The sequence below is a fragment of the Geobacillus sp. CX412 genome, assembly GCF_027942335.1.
Taxonomy (GTDB): Bacteria; Bacillota; Bacilli; order Bacillales; family Anoxybacillaceae; genus Parageobacillus_B; species Parageobacillus_B toebii.
Genome location: NZ_CP103461.1, coordinates 2,539,974 through 2,563,592, shown reverse-complemented (window position 1 = coordinate 2,563,592; position 23,619 = coordinate 2,539,974). Strand labels below are relative to the sequence as shown.

Annotated in this window: 17 protein-coding genes and 4 pseudogenes; 17 read left to right on the top strand and 4 right to left on the bottom strand. The window is 43.4% G+C overall.

The features are described from left to right. Positions 1–174 precede the first annotated feature (174 nt). From ptsG to ptsP, 3 genes and pseudogenes are all read left to right on the top strand, one after another. Positions 175–2,201: pseudogene (gene ptsG / locus NXM86_RS13340) on the top strand (glucose-specific PTS transporter subunit IIBC). A gap of 99 nt (positions 2,202–2,300) precedes the next feature. Continuing rightward, positions 2,301–2,567, top strand: a complete 267-nt coding sequence (locus NXM86_RS13335; RefSeq protein ID WP_041269604.1) for a phosphocarrier protein HPr — start codon at positions 2,301–2,303, stop codon at positions 2,565–2,567. After that, positions 2,567–4,288 carry a phosphoenolpyruvate--protein phosphotransferase gene (ptsP, locus tag NXM86_RS13330; RefSeq protein ID WP_015863258.1) on the top strand — a complete coding sequence of 574 codons (1,722 nt, stop codon included), beginning with the start codon at positions 2,567–2,569 and terminating at the stop codon, positions 4,286–4,288. Before NXM86_RS13335 ends, ptsP begins: the two co-directional genes overlap by 1 nt. A 29-nt stretch (positions 4,289–4,317) precedes the next feature. Here ptsP and yyaC read toward each other — a convergent pair whose 3' ends face one another. From yyaC to NXM86_RS13315, 3 genes and pseudogenes are all read right to left on the bottom strand, one after another. Further along, positions 4,318–4,875 carry a spore protease YyaC gene (yyaC, locus tag NXM86_RS13325; RefSeq protein ID WP_081189164.1) on the bottom strand — a complete coding sequence of 186 codons (558 nt, stop codon included), beginning with the start codon at positions 4,873–4,875 and terminating at the stop codon, positions 4,318–4,320. Between the two features lie 69 nt (positions 4,876–4,944). Continuing rightward, positions 4,945–5,160 (bottom strand): annotated as a pseudogene (locus NXM86_RS13320) (GNAT family N-acetyltransferase); the annotation flags it as partial. 86 nt (positions 5,161–5,246) lie between these two features. Beyond that, positions 5,247–5,441, bottom strand: coding sequence for a YbxH family protein (locus tag NXM86_RS13315; protein WP_062677478.1), 195 nt, complete (start codon positions 5,439–5,441; stop codon positions 5,247–5,249). A gap of 168 nt (positions 5,442–5,609) precedes the next feature. Here NXM86_RS13315 and NXM86_RS13310 point away from each other — a divergent pair, with 168 nt between their 5' ends. The 4 genes from NXM86_RS13310 to NXM86_RS13295 all read left to right on the top strand — a co-directional run bounded on the left by NXM86_RS13310 (position 5,610) and on the right by NXM86_RS13295 (position 12,394). Then, positions 5,610–7,583: a methyl-accepting chemotaxis protein gene (locus NXM86_RS13310; RefSeq protein WP_498958141.1), complete on the top strand. Its 1,974-nt coding sequence runs from the start codon at positions 5,610–5,612 to the stop codon at positions 7,581–7,583. Between the two features lie 299 nt (positions 7,584–7,882). Beyond that, positions 7,883–10,741, top strand: a complete 2,859-nt coding sequence (locus NXM86_RS13305) for a 2-oxoglutarate dehydrogenase E1 component (RefSeq protein ID WP_081189166.1) — start codon at positions 7,883–7,885, stop codon at positions 10,739–10,741. A gap of 26 nt (positions 10,742–10,767) precedes the next feature. Continuing rightward, positions 10,768–12,027, top strand: coding sequence for a 2-oxoglutarate dehydrogenase complex dihydrolipoyllysine-residue succinyltransferase (gene odhB / locus NXM86_RS13300; RefSeq protein ID WP_062753575.1), 1,260 nt, complete (start codon positions 10,768–10,770; stop codon positions 12,025–12,027). Between the two features lie 136 nt (positions 12,028–12,163). After that, complete coding sequence (locus NXM86_RS13295) at positions 12,164–12,394, top strand: hypothetical protein (RefSeq protein ID WP_062753573.1); 231 nt, start codon at positions 12,164–12,166, stop codon at positions 12,392–12,394. 70 nt (positions 12,395–12,464) lie between these two features. Here NXM86_RS13295 and NXM86_RS13290 read toward each other — a convergent pair whose 3' ends face one another. Beyond that, a complete protein-coding gene (locus NXM86_RS13290) occupies positions 12,465–13,130 on the bottom strand; it encodes a cbb3-type cytochrome c oxidase subunit I (protein WP_223812125.1) in 666 nt (221 codons plus the stop codon). A 155-nt stretch (positions 13,131–13,285) separates the two neighbouring features. Here NXM86_RS13290 and NXM86_RS13285 point away from each other — a divergent pair, with 155 nt between their 5' ends. The 10 genes and pseudogenes from NXM86_RS13285 (at position 13,286) to NXM86_RS13240 (ending at position 23,604) form a co-directional block, all read left to right on the top strand. Further along, on the top strand, positions 13,286–13,846 hold the full coding sequence (locus NXM86_RS13285; RefSeq protein ID WP_498958140.1) for a cupin domain-containing protein: 561 nt from the start codon (positions 13,286–13,288) through the stop codon (positions 13,844–13,846). Between the two features lie 575 nt (positions 13,847–14,421). Beyond that, positions 14,422–15,207, top strand: coding sequence for an SDR family oxidoreductase (locus NXM86_RS13280; RefSeq protein ID WP_015863265.1), 786 nt, complete (start codon positions 14,422–14,424; stop codon positions 15,205–15,207). Between the two features lie 136 nt (positions 15,208–15,343). Further along, entirely contained in the window at positions 15,344–16,210 is an 867-nt protein-coding gene (locus NXM86_RS13275) for an NAD(P)-dependent oxidoreductase (protein ID WP_015863266.1), read from the top strand. Positions 16,211–16,339: 129 nt separating this feature from the next. Next, positions 16,340–17,545, top strand: coding sequence for an acyl-CoA dehydrogenase (locus NXM86_RS13270; RefSeq protein WP_498958139.1), 1,206 nt, complete (start codon positions 16,340–16,342; stop codon positions 17,543–17,545). A 17-nt stretch (positions 17,546–17,562) separates the two neighbouring features. After that, positions 17,563–18,341 (top strand): annotated as a pseudogene (locus NXM86_RS13265) (SDR family oxidoreductase). An 18-nt stretch (positions 18,342–18,359) separates the two neighbouring features. Beyond that, complete coding sequence (locus tag NXM86_RS13260) at positions 18,360–19,979, top strand: long-chain-fatty-acid--CoA ligase (protein WP_498958138.1); 1,620 nt, start codon at positions 18,360–18,362, stop codon at positions 19,977–19,979. 111 nt (positions 19,980–20,090) lie between these two features. Next, on the top strand, positions 20,091–20,657 hold the full coding sequence (locus tag NXM86_RS13255) for a TetR/AcrR family transcriptional regulator (protein ID WP_498958137.1): 567 nt from the start codon (positions 20,091–20,093) through the stop codon (positions 20,655–20,657). A gap of 120 nt (positions 20,658–20,777) precedes the next feature. Next, positions 20,778–21,834 (top strand): annotated as a pseudogene (locus NXM86_RS13250) (phosphotransferase family protein). Between the two features lie 9 nt (positions 21,835–21,843). Beyond that, positions 21,844–22,602 (top strand): 2-phosphosulfolactate phosphatase, encoded by a 759-nt coding sequence (locus tag NXM86_RS13245; protein WP_081189170.1) that lies wholly within the window; start codon positions 21,844–21,846, stop codon positions 22,600–22,602. Positions 22,603–22,629: 27 nt separating this feature from the next. Further along, positions 22,630–23,604: a quinone oxidoreductase family protein gene (locus NXM86_RS13240; RefSeq protein WP_081189171.1), complete on the top strand. Its 975-nt coding sequence runs from the start codon at positions 22,630–22,632 to the stop codon at positions 23,602–23,604. Positions 23,605–23,619 lie beyond the last annotated feature (15 nt).

Here is a 23,619-nt window from a genome sequence, read left to right as displayed (position 1 = left end):
TCTATTTTTGTCTTTCTTTGCTCATGCCTTTCGTTTTTATTGGCATGTTGTAAATAAGTCTGACGTCTGACGTATGCTTTTTCAAGAAAACCGCAAAACAATTTCTCATCTGTCGTACATGAACGTAACGTTTGTTGCAAAACTTATATACAGAAGAAAAAGGAGGGAATGAAAATGAAAAGAGCATTTGGTACGCTGCAAAAAGTCGGTAAAGCGCTTATGTTGCCAGTGGCGATTTTACCGGCGGCAGGAATTTTGCTTGCTTTTGGTAATGCCTTAAAAAACCCGGCTTTAACGGATAGAATTCCTGCCTTAAAAGCAGATTGGGTCGTGCTTGTTTCCAATGTGATGGAACAAGCAGGCGGCATTGTGTTTTCGAACCTTTCGCTCCTCTTTGCGGTTGGGGTGGCGATTGGACTGGCAGGAGGTGACGGGGTTGCCGGGCTTGCTGCAATTATTGGTTATTTAATTATGAATATCACCATGAGCGTGATATTAGGCGTTACGCCAGATATGGTCGGCGACAATCCTGCATTTGCGAATATATTAGGAATTCCGACGTTGCAAACTGGTGTATTTGGCGGTATTATTGTCGGTATATTGGCTGCTTATATGTATAATAAGTATTTCAACATTGAATTGCCGCAGTATCTTGGCTTTTTTGCGGGAAAACGTTTTGTTCCGATTATTACAGCGGCATCTGCGGTATTGCTTGGAATTGTTATGACATGGGTATGGCCGCCGATTCAGCATGGTTTAAATGCGTTTTCCCATAATATGATTGATGCTAATAAGACATTAGCTGCGTTTATTTTCGGGGTCATTGAGCGTGCGCTTATTCCGTTTGGATTGCATCATATTTTCTACGCGCCATTCTGGTTTGAATTTGGCGAATATGTCAATAAGGCCGGACAAGTAGTGCGTGGCGATCAAAAAATCTTTTTCGAACAATTAAAAGACGGAGTGGCATTAACTGCGGGAACATTTATGACAGGAAAATTCCCATTTATGATGTTCGGTCTTCCGGCAGCGGCGCTTGCGATTTATCATGAAGCGCGTCCGGAAAACAAAAAAGTGGTAGCTGGTATTATGGGTTCCGCCGCTTTAACTTCGTTTTTAACAGGGATTACGGAACCAATTGAATTCTCTTTCTTATTCGTTGCACCAGCGTTATTGCCATCCATACGATTTTTGCAGGATTGTCTTTTATGATTATGCATTTATTAAATGTAAAAATTGGGATGACTTTCTCCGGTGGGGTTATTGACTTCTTGCTATTCGGTGTATTGCCGAACCGGACAGCATGGTGGCTTGTCATTCCAGTCGGATTAGCATTTGCGGTCATCTATTACTTCGGATTCCGCTTTGCGATCCGCAAATGGGATTTAGCAACACCAGGACGTGAAAAAACGACAGAAGAAGAGTCAACAGTAAAAGCAGAAGCGGACGATCTTCCATACGAAGTGTTGGCGGCGCTTGGCGGTAAAGAAAATATTGCTCATTTAGACGCATGCATTACACGTTTGCGTGTTTCGGTCAACGATATTAAACAAGTCGATAAAGACCGCTTAAAAGCATTAGGCGCAGCGGGCGTTTTGGAAGTCGGAAACAATGTACAAGCGATTTTCGGACCAAAATCCGATATATTAAAAGGACAAATTAAAGATATTATGGAAGGCCGCGCTCCATCACGAGTGAAGGAAGAGCCGCAAAAAACAGAGGTTCAAGAAACAAAAGAATCGGCCCAAGTGGAGGCAATTGCTTCACCGCTTTCGGGAGAAATCGTTCCACTTTCTGAAGTGCCAGATCAAGTCTTTTCACAAAAAATGATGGGTGACGGTTTTGCGATTATGCCAACAGACGGAACAGTGGTTTCTCCTGTTGATGGAAAAATTGTGAATGTATTCCCGACAAAACATGCGATTGGTATTGAGTCTGTTGGTGGGCATGAAATTTTAATCCATTTTGGTATTGATACGGTCAAATTGAATGGCCAAGGCTTTGAAGCTCATGTTAATCAAGGAGACGAAGTGAAAAAAGGTCAGCCTATTTTAAGCGTTGATTTAGAGTATGTGAAAAATAATGCTCCTTCTATTGTGACACCAATTATTTTTACGAACTTGCAGCCGAATGAAAGCATTCATGTCAAAAAGCAAGGTGCAGTAACAAAAGGAGAAGATCGCATCGTTGAAATTAGTTAACAAGGCGAATTTTCTGATTAAAGATTTTTTAATTGAATGTAGTTACTATTATTTGATATTATGACAAACGAAAAAATAAGGAAAAGGGGAATGACGACAATGACTGAAAAAGTGTTTACAGTAACTTCAGAATCTGGAATTCACGCTCGTCCAGCAACTATACTTGTACAGACAGCAAGCAAATTCAACAGCGATATTCATTTAGAATACAACGGAAAAACGGTAAACTTAAAATCGATTATGGGCGTTATGTCTTTAGGAATTCCAAAAGGCGCTGAGATTAAAATTACTGTGGAAGGGGCAGATGCAGCAGAAGCAATGGCAGCATTAACGGAAACATTATCTAAAGAGGGTCTTGCACAATAATGATAAAAACCATTCAAGGAATTGCTGCATCGAGCGGTATTGCCATCGCAAAGGCATACCGCTTAGAGACCCCTGATTTTGTTGTAGAGAAAAAAGTTGTTTCCGATCCGCAGGCAGAAGTTGCACGTTTCGAAGCAGCAGTGGCGAAAGCAACAGAAGAGCTAGAAATCATCAAGCAACATGCTTTGCAACAATTAGGGGAAGATAAAGCTGCGATTTTTTCTGCTCACCTGCTTGTATTAAATGATCCAGAATTATTAAATCCAGTCAAAGAAAAAATTAAGACAGAGCAAGTGAACGCGGAATACGCGTTGAACGAAACGGCGACGATGTTTATTTCCATGTTTGAAGCAATGGATAATGAGTATATGAAGGAACGCGCCGCTGATATTCGCGATGTAACGAAACGTGTACTTGCTCATTTACTTGGAGTTACGATTTCCAATCCAAGCCTTATTTCCGAAGAAGTTGTGATTATTGCCGAAGATTTAACTCCATCCGATACAGCTCAATTAAACCGCCAATACGTAAAAGGGTTTGCAACCGATATCGGAGGACGTACATCCCATTCTGCCATCATGGCGAGATCGATGGAAATTCCAGCTGTTGTCGGTACGAAGCAAGTGACAGCAGAAGTTCAAAATGGTGATGTTGTGATTATCGATGGATTGGATGGACAGGTTATTGTCAATCCATCGGATGAGGTGCTCGCACAATATGAAGAAAAACGCGCTCGCTATGAAGCGCAAAAAGCAGAATGGGCAAAACTTGTACATGAAAAAACAGTGACAAGCGATGGGTATCATGTGGAACTAGCTGCTAACATCGGTACACCAGATGATGTCAAAGGAGTACTCGAAAACGGAGCCGAAGGAATCGGATTATACCGTACCGAATTTTTGTACATGGGCCGTTCTGAACTGCCAACAGAGGAAGAACAGTTTGAAGCGTATAAAACAGTGCTTGAACGAATGGAAGGAAAACCTGTTGTTGTTCGTACGCTTGACATCGGCGGGGATAAAGAGCTTCCATATTTGGATCTTCCAAAAGAAATGAACCCGTTTTTAGGATTCCGTGCCATCCGTCTTTGCTTAGAAATGCAGGACATGTTCCGCACGCAGCTTCGCGCTTTGTTGAGAGCGAGCGTATATGGCAATTTGAAAATCATGTTTCCGATGATTGCAACGCTTGATGAATTCCGTCAAGCGAAGGCGATTCTTTTAGAGGAAAAAGAAAAATTGCAGCGCGAGGGTGTACCAGTGGCTGACGATATTGAAGTCGGCATGATGGTGGAAATTCCGGCGGCAGCTGTACTTGCCGACCAATTTGCCAAAGAAGTAGATTTCTTTAGCATTGGCACCAATGACTTAATTCAGTATACGATGGCAGCAGACCGCATGAACGAACGCGTTTCATATCTTTACCAACCGTACAATCCAGCGATTTTGCGCCTTATTAGCAACGTCATTGATGCTGCGCATAAAGAAGGAAAATGGGCTGGAATGTGCGGCGAAATGGCAGGCGATGCGATCGCCATTCCGATTTTGCTCGGTTTAGGGCTCGACGAGTTTAGTATGAGCGCAACTTCTATTTTGCGCGCACGTTCGCAAATGAAAAAATTATCAAAAGAAGAAGCGGCGCGCTTTAAAGAAACCGTCCTCTCGATGAGCACAGCGGAAGAAGTAGTTGCATTTGTGAAACAAACATTCCATATAGAATAAATCAATTAGCGGTGGAATGCATTCCACCGCTAATTGTTTATAAGAATAGAAGATGTTGATTCATATCCAAATCGCTGCCGTACGGTAAGTGAAATTCCTAAAGCGATTGCTTTTGCCATTTGATAAACGATATGTAAATTCGTATATGGAAGTGTCGCAATGTCTTCACAATCTTCCATCATTACCCCCATAATGCTAATATCGCCGACAGAGGGAAGGTTTTTGTCAAGTGCAGAACCTGGAGTGAGTGCTCCATTACGGACGACAATGGTATGAATGTAGTCGGAAATGCCAACAACACTATCAATCGCTAGCGTATATGTCGAAGATGAAGCAGGGAATTGCTTTACAATTTCTTTTATATTCGTCGCATCCACCGGTTGTTTTAAATTTCCAATAATAGTCATATGTTTTGGGTAAAGACCGGATAAAAGTGTTCCGACAAACGGTCCTAGACTGTCGCCATTAATGCGATTGCTGCCAATGCATAAAACGACAAGGTGATCAACGTATTCCGGAATAGATGAAAAAAGATAATTGCGAATAAGCAAAGGAGCTAGCGGGTTATCATAGAAAATTGGCTGCATTAGAAGTCGTTCCTTTCCATAATCCTTCCTTTTCTTATTCGCGATGACAGCAAGTAAATCCTTCTTGAATTATCCATGATGTTTGAATGGATTGCGCCATTCCATCAGCACTGCATAATTTAGCGACTCTTCATCTTCTAAATAGTTTTCAATCACTTGAAGCGGTGTACGGCCGCAACGCAATAAAAATGTAATGACAGGGTCCTTTAGTTCCCCTTTCAATACTTTTTCGAGATATTGTGTTGCTGATAAACGATCAGCGTGCCGATGATAACCAGGCATTCTCCTTTTTTATAAATCTATTATTTAACATCATATAGGAGTTATGGCAGGAACGGCAAGAAAAACTGCTGTTTTCCACAGCGGTTTTGTTAATAAATCCCTCGTTTTTCCATATAATCATCAATTAATGTTTCGATTTGTTGTTCGTTCGGCTTTTCTCCTGCAAAAGTGAATGTTAATTCATCAACCAACACTCCATCCCGGTATACGTGCAATGCTCCTTTTTGATGAATGACGCTATATTCGATGTCGAATATATAGCCATCTCGCTCCATCGCCCCCATATCGTTCACTACCTTTTTATCAAACAGGATATGTTTTATATTGTTCCATTTCCGTTCGTATTTCATACTGTTATAAGAATTTGCTCCTATAGACGCACGACGATAGTCCTTTTTATAATAATACAAGGTTCGACAAAAAACGAGATACATAAAGGGGAGAAACTGGCTGTGTTTAAAACATTGCGGACGAAACTCATCGTATTAATGGCATTGTTAATGATTGTTTCATTAGTGGCTACCCAGATTGTCGGGGTCGTTGAAACGAAAAAAATGATCCAGCAAGATGCTGAAAAACGTGCGCAATCCATTATAAAAAGGGCGGTTGGGGATGTTCGTGACAGTTTTCAAAGCGAGGAAAATAGTTTGCTGCAATTTAGTGAATCACCTGTTGTAGCGAAAATGATCAAAGATCGCCATTCATGGCCAGCGCTTGACCAAGAATTTCGCACGTTTTTAAAAATCCACGAAAATGTTCAACTTGCTTATATTGGAACGGCTGATAAAAAAATGTATACGACGCCGGCAGCCGAGTTGCCTGACAGTTATGATCCAACATCGCGTCCATGGTATAAAAAAGCGGAAGAAAATCCGGACAAAGTAGTTTGGACAGAGCCTTACGTCGATGCAATAACGGGAAAGAATATTATTACATTGGCCAAGGCGGTAAAAGAAGGTGGTCGTGTTGTTGCTGTACTAGGAATTGATATGACATTAGATGAAGTTGCAAAAATTGTAAATAATATTGATGTTGGCTATCATGGATATCCAGTATTAGTTGATCAAAATGGGATTGCCGTTGTGCACCCGCAATATAAAGGAAAAGATATGTCGAAAAACGCTGCTGTCAAACATATGTTGAAAAATAAAAGTGGTTTATATACATATACGCTTGAAAACGAAAAGAGCCTTATGTATTTTACGACTATCCCTGAGCTAGGATGGAAAGTTGGCACCGTATATAAAGAGAAAGATTTATTTGCTGTCAGTCGGTCGATTGCCACAAAAATGATGATCATTACGATTGTGGCTGTACTTATTGGCATCATCGCTATTTATTTTCTCGCCCGCTCCATCGTCAAGCCGGTAGTTGCACTTCAACACCAAGTGGAAAAAGTGGCGGAAGGCGATTTAACGGTGCACGTTCAAGTAAAATCAAAAGACGAAATCGGACAATTAGCGAATCATTTTAATCAGATGATTTCACAAATGCGGGCGCTGATCCACCAAGTCAATGAATCAGTAGCAGAACTAGCGGCTTCCGCTGATCATCTCAGCGCTGTTTCTGAGGAAACAATGGCGACAAGCGAACAAGTTGCAAGCGCCATTAACGATATTGCGAAAGGAACGACAGAGCAAGCAAGCGATTTAGATACGATCAATGAACGAACTACAGCGCTTTCGAAGCAGATTGAAACAGTTACGCAATCGGCGGCAAATATGCAAACATTATCGAATGAAACAAAAGAAGCTAGTTATAACGGGCTTGAAAATTTAAATGTGCTGCAATTAAAATCGGATGAGGCGAAAAAAGAACTATTGGCGGTTGAAAAAGTGATGAACGACTTAGTAGAAAAAATGAAACAAATTGATGAAGTGATCCAAACGATTACCGCTATTTCTGGACAAACGAATTTACTCGCTTTAAATGCCAGCATCGAAGCGGCAAGAGCAGGAGAACATGGAAAAGGATTTGCCGTTGTAGCGGAAGAAGTGCGTAAGTTAGCGGAACAATCAGCAAAAGCAACAGAGCTAATTCGTCAAACGATCGCTATGATTCAACAACAAGTCGATCTAGCGATGCAAGCGGTTAGTTATTCTAAAGATATGTACGAACAACAGCAACAAGCTGTCCATACAACAGGGGATTCATTTGTAAAAATTACGGCAATGATGGAAGAATTAACGGCGGCTGTTGCTAATATTACAGATGAAGCAAACCGGATGAACGAAAGCAAAGATGTTGTGATCGAAGCAATGCAAAATATTTCTGCCATCGCTCAGCAATCTGCAGCAGCTACAGAGGAAGTGGCAGCATCAGCTGATGATCAGCTGCAAGCATTGAGCACAGTGACGGAATCGGCAGAAAAATTAAGTGACATGGGACGGCAGTTACAAAAATTAGTCGAAAAGTTTAAACTATAGTCTTTGCTTATTCCATTTGATCATTCTGCGGCAATACATATGTGTTGCCGCTTTTTTTCTTATGTTTTTAAACTCAATTAAAAAAAATAAGTATTATGTGACGATTTTTAGTTTTTAATCATCGATTTTAATGAATAATAATGTTAAAATATAGATTGAAAACGTTTATAACGTTATTTCTTTGTTTATTTGGGAACATGGATGTGAGCGGGTATCATCTCCGCTTCGTATTTACGCTATGCGTGCGAAGCCGGCTCGCAATCATCCCAAATGAATGAAATAGTTGGAGGTTTTTCATAATGACAAAGCAAACGATGCACTACGCAGAACCATGGAGTCAATTTTATGGCCCGAACCTTGGATACGTGATGGAAATGTATGAGCAGTATCTAGAGGATCCGGACAGCGTAGATCCCGAATTGAAACAATTGTTTAAGGAGTGGGGAGCACCGACAACGGAAGCAGAACGGTTTGAGCATAGTGGGAGTGTCGCAAAAACTTATCAAACGTTCCGGCTTCCTGAGAATCCAACCATATTCAGCAAACTTGTTGCTGCGGTAAAACTAGCTGATAAAATTCGCCATTATGGCCATCTAGCAGCAGATATCAACCCATTAAATACCCAAAATAAAGATACGCACCGTATTGAATTAAGCGAATTTGATTTAACGGAAGATGATTTAAAACAAATTCCTGTCGCATTTATTTGTCCGCATGCGCCTGCGCATGTGAAAAATGGATTGGATGCCATTAACCATTTGCGGAAAATATACACGGATAAAATCGCTTTCGAATTTTCACAAGTACATAACTTAGAAGAAAGAAATTGGTTAATTACCCAAATTGAATCAGGAGCATATTACCCAAGTCTGACAAACGAGGAAAAAGTGGCGTTGCTCCGCCGCCTTACGGAAGTGGAAGGGTTTGAAAAGTTCCTTCATCGTACGTTTGTCGGCCAAAAACGTTTCTCGATCGAAGGATTAGATTCGATGGTTCCACTATTAGACGAACTTGTCCGCAATTCCATTGAAGAAGAAGTGAAAGCGGTTAATATCGGCATGGCGCATCGCGGCCGCTTAAACGTGCTTGCTCACGTCCTTGGAAAGCCATATGAAATGATTTTTGCTGAGTTCCAACATGCGGAAAGCAAAGATTTCATTCCGTCGGAAGGATCGGTAGCGATTACATATGGCTGGACGGGAGATGTGAAATATCATTTAGGGGCAGCTCGCCGTCTTCGAAACAAAAATGAGCATACGATGAGAATTACATTGGCAAACAACCCAAGCCATCTAGAAGTGGTTAATCCTGTTGTTTTAGGGTTTACGCGTGCTGCTCAAGAGGATCGCACGAACGCGGGCGTGCCGTCTCAAGATACCGATTCGTCGTTTGCTATTATGATTCACGGAGACGCGGCATTTCCTGGGCAAGGAATTGTAGCCGAAACACTAAACTTAAGCCGTTTGCAAGGATATCAGACAGGCGGATCGATTCATATTATTGCGAATAATATGATCGGTTTCACAACAGAAAGCCATGATTCTCGTTCTACGAAATATGCATCTGATATTGCAAAAGGTTTTGAAATACCGATTGTGCATGTGAACGCCGACGATCCGGAAGCATGTTTAGCAGCGGCGAACCTTGCGTTTGCCTATCGTAAGCGTTTCAAAAAAGATTTTGTTATCGACTTAATTGGCTACCGCCGTTTTGGCCATAACGAAATGGATGAGCCGATGGCGACAAATCCGACAATGTATAGCATTATTCAACAGCATCCAACCGTTCGTCAGCTTTATGCGCAAAAGTTGATTGAAAAAGGAATTGTTACTAAAGAAGCTGTAGAAGAGATGGAACGAGAAGTTGCGGAACGATTGAAAATCGCGTATGAAAAAGTTCCAAAAGACGAGTCAAAACTTGATTTTATCATGGATCCGCCGAAACCGGTAGCATGCAAATTGCCATTTGTAAAAACATCGGTAGAAAAAGATGTATTGCGCCGGTTGAATAAAGAACTGTTGCAGTTTCCTTCTGATTTCCATGTATTTAATAAGTTAGAACGCATCTTAAAGCGCCGTGAAGGCGTGTTTGACGGCAAAGGGAAAATTGACTGGGCGCACGCGGAGATTCTTGCCTTTGCAACAATTTTGCGTGATGGTGTTCCAATCCGTCTTACTGGCCAAGATTCACAGCGCGGTACGTTCGCCCAACGTCATCTTGTGTTGCATGATATGAAAACAGGTAAAGAATTTGTTCCGCTTCACCATATTAGCGATGCGAACGCTTCATTCGTTGTTTACAATAGTCCGCTGACAGAAGCGGCAGTGCTTGGTTACGAATATGGGTATAACGTCTTTGCGCCGGAAACGCTCGTTTTATGGGAAGCACAATTTGGCGATTTCGCGAATATGGCACAAGTGATGTTTGATCAGTTTATTTCATCTGGACGGGCGAAATGGGGACAAAAATCCGGTCTTGTTATGTTGCTTCCACACGGGTATGAAGGACAAGGTCCGGAACATTCAAGCGGTCGTTTAGAACGGTTTTTACAACTAGCAGCGGAAAATAACTGGACGGTAGCCAACTTGTCAACTGCCGCTCAATATTTCCATATTTTGCGTCGACAAGCCAGTATTTTACAGCGGGAGGAAGTTCGTCCATTAGTGCTGATGACGCCAAAAAGCTTGTTGCGCCATCCGTTAGCGGCATCAGATGTGGAAGAGTTTACGAATGGTCAATTCCATCCTGTGCTTGAACAAAAGGGACTTGGCGAAAACCGTGAAAAAGTAGAAAGAATTATTTTAAGCACTGGAAAATTGACGATTGATTTGGCAGAGCAAATCAACAAAATGGAAGGGCTAGACTGGCTTCACGTCGTGCGCATAGAAGAATTGTACCCATTCCCGAAAGAAGAACTCCAAGCAATTTTTGCTCGCTATCCAAACGTAAAGGAAATTGTATGGGTTCAGGAAGAACCGCAAAACATGGGAAGCTGGTGTTATGTCGAGCCGAGATTGCGTGAAATTGCTCCAGAAGGAGTAGATGTAAGCTACATTGGTAGACGCAGACGGGCAAGCCCTGCAGAAGGTGACCCTGTCGTTCATCGAAAAGAGCAAGAGCGTATTATTCAATGTGCATTAACGAAAAAAGAGCAATAATGCAAGATTTGAGGAGGGCATCAAACGTGGCTGAAGTCAAAGTTCCAGAATTAGCAGAATCTATTACAGAAGGGACCATTGCGCAATGGTTGAAAAAACCTGGTGATCATGTAGAAAAAGGTGAATCGATTTGCGAATTGGAAACAGATAAAGTGAATGTAGAAATCATGGCTGAGGAATCAGGAGTATTGCAACAAATTTTAGCAAACGAAGGCGACACTGTCGCAGTAGGCCAGGCTATTGCAGTGATCGGCGAAGGACAGGAAGCTGCGCCTAGCAATCAAGAAGAACCAAAACAAGCAGCACCAGAAAACCTACAAGCGACAAACGTGCAAGCAGAGGAAATCGAAAAACAGCCGTTATCGGCTAGTCAGCCGACGCAGCGTCCGATTGCTTCACCGGCGGCGCGAAAAATCGCGAGAGAAAAAGGAATCGACTTGGCGCAAGTTCCTACCGTTGACCCGTTAGGACGGGTTCGTAAACAAGATGTGGAGTCATTTGCGCAACAACAATCAAGACCACAAGCAACCCTAACAACACCGGTTCAACAACCGGCTCCATCAGTAGTGAAGCAAGATGATGGGAAGCCAGTGATCCGTGAAAAAATGTCGCGCCGCCGCCAGACAATTGCTAAACGCTTATTAGAAGTGACACAATCTACGGCGATGTTGACAACGTTTAATGAAATTGATATGTCAGCTGTCATCGAATTACGAAAACGGAAAAAAGATAAATTTTTCGAAGAACACGACGTGCGTCTTGGATTTATGTCTTTCTTCGTGAAAGCAGCTGTGGCAGCATTGAAAAAATATCCTTATGTGAATGCCGAAATTCAAGGTGACGAAATTATTTTGAAAAAATACTATGATATTGGGGTTGCTGTTTCAACGGACGAAGGCTTAGTCGTTCCAGTGGTGCGGGACTGCGATCGGAAAAATTTTGCCGAAATCGAAAGAGATATTGCTGAATTGGCGGCAAAAGCGCGCAACAATAAACTATCGCTAAGCGATTTGCAAGGAGGAACGTTTACCATTACAAACGGCGGGGTATTCGGTTCGCTCTTCTCTACTCCGCTTCTTAACGGACCGCAAGTTGGTATTTTAGGCATGCATTCGATCAAGCTTCGTCCGGTTGCGATTGACGAAGAACGAATCGAGAACCGCCCAATGATGTATGTGGCGCTATCATATGACCATCGAATTATTGACGGAAAAGAAGCAGTCGGCTTCTTAAAAACGGTAAAAGACTTGATCGAAAATCCAGAAGACCTTCTATTAGAAAGCTGATAAAAAGGAGGCAGGCTCCAAAAAACGCTTTTGGAGCCGCCTCTTTTTTCGTTCATGGGAAATAATGAGCAGCTGTGAAAAGGAATGATTCGTTCGATTTAAATGAAAAATAGACATAAAAGGAGGGATAAGATAGATGCCAGAGCGGGGAAGAAACGATCATCCTCATGATTTTCATTTCGATGGAGATCGCGAGGGAATCCTAAATGACGCGCTCGCGGCAGAAGGGAATACATTAGGAGTGCGAAGCGATATAGACCCGTTGCAGCTGGCTACTCAAAAAAATTCGTTTCATGTTGCGAGAGTAAATGTAGACGAAAAAATGAAACAATTTCGTTCCATAATGGATGGGGAAAACAGAGACTGATTCAAAAGCAAAGGTGCCCCAAACGCGATCGCTTTTGGGACACACTCTTTTGATCGAAATTAGGTTATTTTCACCAAGTCCGGTACGGCAGTGATCCGAGCGGGGCGTGCATGATGAGCTGATAAATCGGAATGGCATACGCTATTACGGAAAGGGCGATGGAGACACCGATCCAGAATGACCATCTTTCCAGAATTCGAGGTGGATGTTCCGCTTGTTCGTTGACAACGCCAATCGGGTATTCGATTGTTTTTTCGGATTTCGGTGCCAAGAACAACAAATTGAACCAGATATACAGTACCAGTACGATGGCTACAAACAGGATGACGCCTCCTAGAGCGATTACCTGGTTGTAAGAAAGCCATGTAACAGCAAGTTCATGTCCACCGTAAGTGGAGTAACTGGTGCGCCGAGGTGCGCCAAGGAGTCCGACAATATGCATAATCACAGCCATCAAGAACATGCCGATTGCCCACAGGACTGCCTGGACGATGGCAAGCCTGTTCAATTGCTTCGTGAAAACCCGTCCGGTCAAGACTGGAATCAGCCAGTAGGAAATAGCAAAGAATGTCAATAATACTGTAGATGCGATTGTCAGATGGAAATGGCCTGTGACAAACCATGTATTATGCACCATCTGGTTCAGCTGGTAACTCGCATTAATGATGCCGCCGGCCCCAGCCGGTATGAAGATGATCATGCCCATGACGGCAGTGAAAAAAACACATATATACATGACTAATATGTGTTCCCCTTTTTTAAAGGGCCATTTAATTGAGTACAATGTTTTGGACCAATAACGATTTCTTTAAATAAATAACCCTGAATTTAAGTAAATTCCTTGAACATAGTGCATAGGATAATTTATAAATCTGCGAAGGAGTGAGAAAAATGTACTATGTTCCTTTTATGTATCCATATCCTTATTATATTAACGTACCAATGTATAACTATGGAAGACAGCCTGTTTACTGGTCTATTCCTAATGAGATAGGGCATGCAAAACGATTGGATTTTTTGCAATCATCAAAGGGAAGAGATAAAATTGAGTTAAAAGATTATGGACCAGAACCGTTTGTAGTTAATATCAACGAGGCTGCGAAGCAAAACAATACGTATCGTACCGCTTTATGGACAGGAAATCATTTGCAAGTTACATTGATGAGTCTCAATGTTGGCGAAGATATCGGTTTGGAAATTCACCCTGACGTGGATCAATTCTTACGTATTGAACAAGGTCAAGGGATTGTTCAAATGGGCAAGAGTAAAGATAATTTAAACTTTGAAAGAAAAGTCTATGATGATTCTGCCATTATGATACCTGCTGGAACATGGCACAACGTAATCAATATAGGTAATATCCCGCTAAAACTTTACTCGATATATGCACCGCCAGAACATCCACGTGGTACTGTACATGTAACAAAAGCCGATGCTATGGCAGCTGAATAAAACTACTGTAAGTAATAAAAAGAAGAATGTGGTTGCTATTATTAGTCTTGCGAATTAGGGAACTATTTTGTATGTTTGTTATTCAATTAATGAGAGCGATGCTTAATAAGGGGCATCGCCTTTGTGCTATTTTAACAAATGCATCATTCTCAAGAACCCGTCTTATTTTAATTAAACGATCCCTTCATCATTTGTTGGTGTCGCATAGATGCAGAATGGTTGGCTAACGGATGGCGATAGTTGAACAAGACATACAAAAAAGACCGATTGATTTCGGTCTTCTTTCTGTGGTTTAAAAATCAACATTAGAATTTAACAGAGCCTTTTTGAAAAAAGCGATGCATATCAGCGTATCACTTCTTTAGATAGAACAAGAGATTTGTACGGCATTATCCCCTACAGGTATACAGCGAAAAAAAAGAACATTTGGTATGATGTTGGATTCTACTCGGGAGGGAATTTTTTGTGGCAAAGAAAGAACAACCCCTTTTTAATCTATACAAGAAAGAAGGAAAATCACTAAAATGCAGCGAATAACTTTAAATAAAAACATGTATAACTGAGGAGGAAAAGCTATGGAGTTGCGCTTGTCGGGGAAAACAGCACTTGTCGTCGCTTCCAGTCAAGGTCTTGGTAAAGCAATTGCCCGTCAGCTTGTGCTCGAAGGGGCAAATGTCATGATTACAAGCCGAAATGAAGAGAAGCTGCAAGAGGTGGAAAAAGAATTACGTGATTTACATAAAGGACAAGTCGCCCACCTTCAAGCAGATATTACGAAGGCAGAAGATATTCGTCGTCTTGTGCAAAAAACGGTAGACATTTATGGAACCATCGATTTATTGGTGAACAACGCCGGGGGGCCTCCTGCGGGAACGTTTGAAACGATCAGCGACGAAGATTGGTATCATGCGTTTGAATTGAATTTGCTTAGCTATATCCGCATGATTCGGGAAGCGCTTCCGTACTTAAAGAAAAAAGGAGGAAAAATTGTCAACATCGCTTCTTCCTCCATTAAAGAGCCGATTCCGGGGCTGCTTTTATCGAATACATTCCGCACTGGCATCGTCGGTTTGACGAAAACATTAGCTTTTGAATTCGCACCGTACAACATTTTAATTAATACGGTAGCACCGGGACGAATCGCAACAGAGCGGGTCGCATTTTTAGACAAAATCAATGCGGAAAAACTGGGAATTTCGAAAGAAGAAATGGAAGCGCGCATGAAAAGTATGATTCCTCTTGGCCGTTACGGCACACCGGAGGAATTTGCCAATGTCGTTACATTCCTTCTTTCAGAGGCAAACACATATATCACAGGGCAGTCTCTTATTGTTGACGGCGGGATGGTAAAAGCGATTTAATATAGTGCGATGAGGAATTCAATCGAAATACAGCCGCTTTTGAAAAAAGAAAGATAGCGCCTTGGTTCATTTCCAAGGTACTTTTTTATGTTATGATAAACACGATTCATTCAAATGCAGGGAGGGGAAGAAGACAATGAAAACAATCGGCTTTATCGGTCTTGGTGTGATGGGAAAAAGCATGGCTCGCAATTTGCTAAAAGCAGGTTATCCTCTTCTTGTTTACTCACGAACAAAAGAGAAAGCGAACGATCTTATTGAAGAGGGAGCAGTTTGGAAAGAAACAGTTGCTCAACTTGCAAAAGAAGCGGATGTTGTCATCACAATGGTTGGATATCCAAAAGATGTGGAGGAAGTATATTTTGGAGAAGAAGGCATACTGGCAAACGTAAAAGAAGGTACATATGTGATTGATATGACCACATCTACTCCGACGCTTGCGGAAAAAATTTATCAGGCGGCGAAAGAACGAAATGTTTATGCGCTTGATGCTCCTGTTTCAGGCGGAGATATTGGCGCAAAAGAAGGAAAATTAACGATTATGGTTGGCGGAGATGAAGAAGTATTTTCCGCGTGTAAACCGATTTTAGAAAGATTGGGAACGAACATTGTTCATCAAGGAAAAGCAGGTGCTGGCCAACATACAAAAATGTGCAATCAAATCGCAATTGCATCGAACATGATTGGCGTTTGCGAGGCGCTTGCCTATGCGAAGCGTTCAGGATTGGATCCGTTTAAAGTGCTAGAAAGCATCTCCCAGGGAGCGGCGGGAAGCTGGTCGCTGAGCAATTTAGCCCCTCGCATGCTTTCCGGCGATTTCAAGCCGGGCTTTTATGTGAAGCATTTTATTAAGGATATGAAAATTGCGTTAGAGGAAGCAGAAAAAATGAATTTGCAACTGCCAGGGCTTGCGCTTGCGAAATCGATGTATGAAGAACTGGCAAAGGCAGGGGAAGAAAACAGTGGCACGCAAGCTTTATATAAGCGATATATCCAAGAATAAGCAGACATCATCTTTATGATGATGTCTTTTTTGTTATTTATCTAAAAATATTGAATATTTTTATAAATAAGGGTATAGTAAAGATAAGGTTACATACTAACCGGTTAGTATAGAAAGGGATGGGGAAGAATGGATTTTTCGTATTCACCGAAAGTCAAAGAGCTGATTAAAAAGTTAAGCGCTTTCATGGAAGGTTACATTTATCCAAATGAAAAGGTGTATAAGGAGCAACTAAACGCACAAGAATCGAGATGGTCTGTTCCGCCGATTATGGAGGAATTAAAAGCAAAGGCGAAAAAAGAAGGACTTTGGAATTTATTTTTGCCGGACAGCGAATACGGGGCAGGGCTGACGAACTTGGAGTATGCGCCGCTTTGCGAGATCATGGGGCGCTCGTTGATTGCGCCGGAAGTATTTAATTGCAGCGCTCCTGACACAGGAAATATGGAAGTGCTCGTCCGCTACGGCACGGAAGAACAGAAGCAAAAATGGCTGATTCCGTTATTAAACGGGGAAATCCGTTCCTGTTTTTCCATGACAGAGCCAGACGTTGCCTCCAGTGATGCGACGAACATTTCTGCAAGCATTGTCCGCGATGGCGATGAATACGTTATTACTGGACGGAAATGGTGGTCGTCAGGCGCTGGCGATCCGCGCTGCAAAGTCGCGATTGTCATGGGAAAAACGAACCCGGATGCCCCGAAACACGAACAGCAGTCGATGATTATTGTTCCGCTCGATACGCCAGGAGTAAAAATTGAGAGGATGCTGCCGGTGTTTGGCTATGACCATGCCCCACACGGCCATGCAGAAATTACGTATGACCATGTCCGCGTCCCGAAAGAAAACATTATTTGGGGAGAAGGAAAAGGATTTGCCATTGCCCAAGGACGCCTAGGCCCAGGGAGAATTCACCATTGCATGCGGCTGATCGGAGCGGCCGAGAGGGCGCTTGAATTGATGTGCCAGCGCGTGCAAAAGCGGGTTGCGTTTGGGAAACCGATCGCAGAACAAGGCGTCATTCGCGATTGGATTGCCCAGTCACGGATCGAAATTGAACAAGCACGGCTGCTTACATTGAAAGCGGCATACATGATGGATACGGTGGGCAATAAAAAGGCAAAAAAAGAAATTGCAATGATTAAAGTGGTAGCGCCAAACGTTGCCTTAAAAGTGATTGACCGGGCCATCCAGGCATTTGGAGCCGCAGGAGTCAGCGATGACTTCCCGCTTGCCGCTCAATGGGCGAATGCGCGCACATTGCGTCTTGCCGACGGGCCGGATGAAGTGCATAAAGAGCAAATCACCAAATTGGAATTACGACAATATCAATAAAAAAGGAGAGAAATAGCATGCATGTACTAGATTTGTTTAAAATATCTGGAAAAACGGCGATCGTTACCGGAGGAGGGCGCGGGCTTGGCGAACAGATCGCCATCGGCTTGGCGGAAGCAGGAGCGAATGTGGTCGTATGCTCGCGCAAAGTAGAAGCATGTGAACAAGTGAAAGAAAAGCTAGAACAGCTTGGCGTAAAAGCGCTTGCATTAAAATGCGATGTCACGAATCCAGAGGATGTACAGCGCGTCGTGCAAGCGACGGTCGATGAATTTGGGCAAATTGACATTTTAGTCAATAACAGCGGCGCGACGTGGGGGGCGCCGGTAGAAGAAATGCCGCTTGAGGCATGGCAAAAAGTCATCAATGTCAATGTGACCGGAACGTTTCTCATGAGCCAGGCGGCCGCAAAGTAATGATCAAACAGCGGAGCGGCAAAATCATCAATATCGCTTCTGTCGCAGGGCTTGGCGGAACGAATCCGGAAATATTAAATACGATTGGTTATAACACAAGCAAAGGGGCTGTTATTACGTTTACGAAAGACTTGGCCGTAAAATGGGGAAGATACGGAATTCATGTCAATGCAATCGCACCGGGGTTTTTCCCAACGAAAATGTCCAAAGCCGTCCTTGAGCAAGTGGGACAGAAAGTGCTGCAAAATACGCCGTTAGGACGATTTGGCGGAGAAGATGATTTAAAAGGAGCGATTTTATTTTTAGCGTCTCCGGCCTCCGATTTTGTGACGGGATCGTTAATCGTTGTCGATGGCGGAAGCCACGCCTCAGGATCTTAAAAAAGGAGGAATGGGAAAATGAATGAAAAGAAAGCGGCGGCATTATATCCAGAGAATGTATCGTTTCAGTTTGATATTCCCAACATCACATTATGTGATATTTTGCAAGAGCAAGCCAGGCAATATCGCGACAATCCAGCATTGACTTTTTATAATAAAGTGATTACGTACGGCGAGCTAGTCCATGCGGTGAATAAATTTGCCTCGAACTTGCAGCAGCAAGGCATCCAAAAAGGTGACCGCGTTGCCATTATGCTGCCAAACTGCCCGCAGTATGTGATCGCTTACTATGCGATTTTACGAATCGGCGCGATTGTGACGCAAGTAAATCCGATGCTTGTGGAGCGCGAGTTAATCCACTTGCTGACCGATTCAGGAGCGGAAACGATCGTGATTTATGATGCCCTTTACCCACGGCTGCAGGCGGTGCGCAAAGATACGCCAATCAAGCGGGCCATCGTCGTCAGCTTCCAGCCGCTATCCTCTAGCTCCCTAGATACGAACGATGTGACATTTGAACAGTTTCTTGCTCAAGGAAGCGGAAGCGTACAGCCGGTGTCGATCGAGCCGGAGCACGATGTTGCCGTTCTGCAATATACAGGAGGAACAACAGGACGTTCCAAAGGTGCGATGTTAACTCACCGAAACATTTTAGCAAATGTCATGCAATGTGCTGAATTTTTCAAAGGAACGTATGAGGTCGGAAAGGAACGTTATTTAACCGTCATTCCGCTTTTCCATGTGTTTGCAATGACATCGGGCATGAATATGGCGATTTATGTCGGCGCCAACAACATTTTATTGCCGCGCTTTGAACTGAAGGAAGTGTTAGAGACGATTAAAGAGAAGCAGCCGACTGTGTTCCCTGGGGTGCCGACAATGTATGTCGCAATTACGAATACGCCAGGGGTGGAGCAATACGGCATTAACAGCATTAGAACGTGCAACAGCGGCAGCGCCCCGATGCCGCTCGAGCTGATGCGGGAATTTGAAGAGAAAACCGGCGCTGTCGTGTTAGAGGGATACGGTTTGTCGGAAGCATCGCCAGTGACTCACTGCAATCCGCCGTTTGCGGAAAGAAAACCGGGAACGGTCGGCATCGGCATGCCGATGACGGAGTACAAAATTGTCGATGTTGCCACCGGAACAGAAGAGTTAAAACCAGGGGAAGTAGGCGAACTCATTATTCGCGGACCGCAGGTGATGAAAGGATATTGGAACATGCCGGAAGAAACAGCGGTGGCACTTCGGGATGGATGGCTATATACGGGTGACTTGGCAACGGTTGATGAAGAAGGATATGTAACAATCATTGACCGGAAAAAAGATATGATTATTGCCGGCGGTTACAATATTTATCCGCGTGAAATTGAAGAGGTGCTTTACGAACATCCGGCAGTAAAAGAAGCGGTGGCGATCGGCGTGCCAGATGAGTACCGCGGTGAAACGGTAAAAGCGATCATCGTATTAAAAGATGGAAAAGAAGCAACAGAAGAAGAAATTATCGCGCATTGCCGCAAAAATTTAGCCGCCTACAAAGTGCCTCACATTGTCGAGTTTCGCGCCGAATTGCCAAAAACAAACGTCGGTAAAATTTTGCGCCGCGCTCTTCGCGAAGAGGCGCTCCGTTCAAAATAAAGAAAGAAGTGCGTTCTTCCAAAAGCGGTCAAGTCACATGCTTGTTGTCTTATTGGCTTGACCGTTTTATGATAATGGCAGGAATAAACATGACAAGAAAGGTGGAAGAGCGTGAAGGAAAAAATTATGGCGGCAAGCATTACGCTATTTGAACAAAAAGGATTTAGCGAAACTTCCATTCAAGATATTGTGGATATGCTCGGTGTGACAAAAGGAACATTTTACTACTATTTTAAAAGCAAAGAAGAATTATTAATGGATATCCATCTTCGCTATATTGAAGCACTGCTTGAAAATCAAAAGAGAATTATAGAGGATTCTACAAAAACAATAAAGGAAAAAGTGTTTGAAATCGTCTATATGCTTATTCATAACATTGAAAAACAAGGAAGACAGGCACGTATTTTTTTCCGGGAAATGAAACATTTAAATGAAGATCATTTAAAGAAAATTGTAGAAAAGCGGGATTTGTTTCGTTACAATCTGCAATTGTTAATAGAAGAAGGGATGAGAAACGGCGAGTTCCGTGACGATTTGCCGCCTTCCATTGCAACGTTGACCGTTTTAGGAGCGGCAAACTGGAGCTACCAATGGTTTCAGCCGGATGGGAAATTGAGCGATTTCGAAGTGGCGAAACATATGGTTTCGATTTTACTGGAAGGAATAGAGAAAAAGTAAAGAGTGCGGCTGCTTGGTGTTTGCATGCCAAGTAGCTTTTTTGAAACATACTAACCAGTCAGTAAAAAAAGGATAAAGGATGAATATGCCAAACGCTCGTAATGGAAAGGAGAAATTGCCATGACGGCGATCATTCCTGTACGTAAAGGAGAAGAACTGCCTGTTGAAAAATTGACCGATTTTTTGAGAAAAACATTGCCGGATTTTCCGGAGGGCACGCTGCAAGTGAGACAGTTTTCCGCTGGACGCTCCAATTTAACGTATTTGCTGTCATGCGGAGAGTGGGAAGCCGTTTTGCGGCGGGCCGCCGTTTGGCCCCGTTCCGCCGAAGGCGCATGATATGAAGCGGGAAAGCACATGGCTGACGGAAATTCATCCGATTTTCCCGCTGGCGCCGAAACCGTTATTATTTTGCGAGGATGAAACGATTATTGGCAGTCCATTTTTTGTGATGGAGCGTCGCCATGGCATTGTGCTAGATACGGAGTTTCCAGCGCACATTGTCCCGACAGAAGAATTATGTCGGAAAATCTCGGAAACGATGGTGGATACGCTCGTACAAGTACATCAGCTTGATTATACAAAAACGCATCTTGTCGAGATGGTAAAGCCTAAAAGGTTTATGGAACGGCAAGTACATGGATGGATTCAGCGCTATGAGCGGGCGAAAACGGATGAGATTAAAGAAGTGGAAGCGCTGACGAAATGGCTTGTGAGTCACGTTCCGGAAAACAGCGAAGCGACGATTATTCACTATGATTATAAATTAAACAACGCGTTGTTTGCCGAAGATGATGTCACGCAAATGGCCGGCTTGTTTGACTGGGAAATGTCCACCGTCGGCGATCCGCTTGCCGATCTGGCTGTGGCGATGAGCTACTGGATTGAAAAGGACGATCCGCCGCAGTTGAAAAACGGATTTGGCAGAACGCCGGTTACCGTTTATCCTGGCTTTTATACGCGCGAGGAATTTATTCGGGCATACGCAGAAAAAAGCGGACGGGATATTTCGAATATGCACTTTTATTTAACGTTTGCTTATTTTAAACTCGCTGTCATCGCCCAGCAGATTTATTATCGCTACCGCCGCGGGCAGACGAATGACGAACGCTTCCGCAATTTTGGAAAATTTGTTCAGTCACTCATCCAACATGCATGGCAGCTAGCAATGCGCTGAGGTGAATCCATGGCAAAAGCACATGTCGTCTTTCGCAAAGAAGATATTGATGAAACAGCTTTAGCAGATGGAAAAATAGCGGTTGTGTTCGATATTTTGCTCGCTACTTCCACGATTACCGCCGCCCTTTCGTTTGGCGCTGCTTCCGTTATTCCAGTGCGAAATGCCGAGGAAGCCCGGGAAAAAGCGAGCCTGCTTCCAAACGGGAGCTATGAGCTTGTCGGCGAGTACGAAGGCCGGACGATTGACGGCTTCCGATCTACGGCACCGCTTTTTTTGCAAAAGTTTTGTCCGGGGAAAACGATTATTTTATCCACGACGAATGGCACGGTGGCGATCCGCAAGGCGATGCACGCCAATCATCTTTACGTCGGGAGCTTGCTGAACGGACCGGCGCTTAGCGAGCATATTTGCCGACGGCATGCATCGGAAACGATTGTCGCTATCTGCTCCGGTTCATCAGGAAGATTTTGTTTAGAAGATTTTTATGGTGCTGGTTATTTTATCTCTTGCCTGCTTCAATGCGGCGTTTCTACCCGCGACTTGTCCGATAGCGCCATGGCGGCGTGGCTCTTTTACGAAAAATACAAGACGGAAAACGCGGGGAAAACAGTGCTTGCCTCTTCACGAGTCGGAAGATGGATGATGGTCCATGGCCTTGAATCAGACATTGATTATATTAATCAGCAAGGAGTGCTCTCTGTTATTCCATTTTTTCAAAAAACGGCATCGGGAGGAGAAATTCACGATGCAGCGAGGTGCTCATAATGAATATTAACGGAAGGAGAATGAGGGATGAAAGTTGTCCAATTTACAAAATATGGAGATCCGGAAGTGCTGGAAATGGTTGAGATGGAACGCCCGATTCCAACCGGACGTCGCGTGCTTATAAAAGTGGAAGCGATTGGAGTAAACTATGCGGACACCGCACGTCGGGAAGGACATTATGTCGTTCCGACTCCGCTTCCGTTTATACCAGGAGCGGAAGTGGCTGGAGTCGTGAGCGAAGTCGGCGAAGATGTTACCTCTGTTCATATCGGGCAGCGTGTCGTTGCATTAATCGAATCAGGTGGGTATGCTGAATATGTCAACGTAGATGAGCGTGGAGTGATTTCTATTCCCGATGAACTTGATTTTCAGCAGGCAGTTGCTCTTCCTGTTCAAGGATTAAGCGCGTACCATATTTTAAAAACGATGGGACGTTTAGAAGAAGGAGAGACGGTATTGATTCATGCTGCGGCAGGGGGAGTTGGAACGCTCGCTGTTCAGCTTGCGAAAATTTTTCGTGCCGGAAACATTATCGCTACGGCTAGCACCGAAGAGAAAAGAGCACTTGCTAAACAGCTTGGAGCGGATGCAGCAATCGATTATACCAAAGAAGGATGGAAGGACGAGGTTCTTGAATATACGAACGGAAAAGGAGTAGATGTGGCGTTAGAGATGGCAGGAGGAGATATTTTTCACCAGACACTCGATTGTTTAGCTCCATTTGGACGGCTTGTCGTTTATGGTGTGGCGAGCGGTCAATTTACACGCATGAATCCAGCGCGTCTGATGGGAAAAAATTTATCTGTCATCGGCTTCTTTTTGCCGCAAATAATGAGAAAATCAGAGTTGTATCAACAAAGTTTGCAAGAATTATTGACCTATGTTCAAACAGGAAAACTGATATTGGCGATTGGCGGTGTTTATCCGCTCGAGCAAGCGGCTGAAGTACATCGTCTTCTTCAATCACGAAAAACGCATGGAAAACTCATCCTTGTTCCATAGGGAAAGAAGAAAACA